This is a genomic window from Streptomyces sp. HSW2009, assembly GCF_040240285.1.
Classification (GTDB): Bacteria; Actinomycetota; Actinomycetes; order Streptomycetales; family Streptomycetaceae; genus Streptomyces.
Window position 1 is genome coordinate 1 of the sequence record NZ_JBEHZD010000974.1, and the last position, 1,466, is coordinate 1,466.

Annotated in this window: 1 protein-coding gene; it reads right to left on the reverse strand. The window is 75.2% G+C overall.

The annotated features are described in order from the left end of the window. Positions 1-138: 138 nt before the first annotated feature. Positions 139-972: a TetR/AcrR family transcriptional regulator gene (locus tag AAHZ94_RS33945; RefSeq protein WP_349997538.1), complete on the reverse strand. Its 834-nt coding sequence runs from the start codon at positions 970-972 to the stop codon at positions 139-141. Positions 973-1,466 lie beyond the last annotated feature (494 nt).

Consider the following 1,466-nt stretch of genomic DNA (forward strand, 5'->3'; position numbering starts at 1 on the left):
GGGGGGGGGGGGGGGGGGGGGGGGGGGGGGGGGGGGGGGGGGGGGGGGGGGGGGGGGGGGGGGGGGGGGGGGGGGGGGCTGCCGCTGCGGTGCGGGTTACTGCGCCGCAGGCTGCCGTGAGGCCCACTCAGCGCACGGTCAGCCGTCGTGGGCGCCACCGTCCATCTGCCGCGGTACGCGCTCGGGGTTCGTGCCGGAGTTGGCGGCGGAGTGGGTGGTGGAGTGGGTGGTCGTACGGGCCCTGGCGGCGGACGCGGTGCCGGTCTCGGCGGCCTCAGCCGCGGTCCCAGCGCCAGTGCCAGCCTTGACGTCGGTGCAGGTCAGCGACGGGCCGTGGGCGTCGGAGCCAGCCGAGGCCGCCGCCGGCGGCGTGAAGGCGCCGGCGCGGGCCGCGACGTAGGTGGCCGTCGCCGTGGTCTCGGCCAGGTGCTCGTCGATCTGGCCGCGGGAGACCAGCAGCCGGTAGTAGAAGGGCGCGCCGAGGGCGGCGATCACCTCGTCGGCGTCCGTGTCGGCCGACAGCTCACCGCGCTCGACGGCGCGTACCACCAACTCGGCGGCCTGGCCCCTGCGGTCCTGGAAGAAGTCGCGCAGCATCTCGGCCGCGTACGGATAGCGCACCGCAGCGGCGATCACCGCCTCGATCACGCTGCGGTTGCGCGGGGCGCTGTAGAAGGAGCCGATGCCGAGCGAGAGCGCGCGCAGGTCGCCGCGGAGCGAACCGGTGTCGGGCAGCGGGATCTTGCCGCTCTGATCGACCATCAGCTCGCAGATGACCCGCTCGACCGTGCCCCACCGGCGGTAGAGGGTCGCCAGGTGGACCCCGGCGCGCTGGGCGATCTTCTCCATGGTCAGGCCGCCGTAGCCGGCCTCGCCCAGTTCGTCGAAGGTGGCGGCGAGCACGGCGGCCCGGGTCCGCGCCGTACGACCGCCCGGCCGGGCCCTGCCTGGGGTGAGGCGTTCCTCGCTCATGCGCTCCCTGAGTTGCCCTTCCCGATCACGGCCCATATTCTCCAATCCAATCTAACGCGAACGGCCTCGCATTAGATTGTCCCAGCACGCCGTGTGGCAGGGGCCCCACAGGGGAGGACCTCTGCCATGCGGCAGGCTCACACCCGCCACCTGCACCGATGCACCGTACGGGCCCTGCTGCGACCGGCTGTCGATGCGACCCGTACGGGGGATGCGGCCCGCGCCGTACGGATGACGCGGCGACGCGGATCAGCCCGTACGCGGAACCGGCCCCCGGCCGCACACCCACAGCCCACCCGCGGCCTGGCACTCACACCCACACCCACCGCAGCCGCCGCACTCACACCCACACCCACGACCGCCGGCCCACACCCACCACGGCAGGCCGCCCCCACCACCGCCGCGGCCGGGCCCCCCCCCCTATACCCAACACCCCGCCCCCCAGACGGACGCCGCGGGAGGGGGGCGGGGGGCGGGTGGTAAAAACGGGGGGG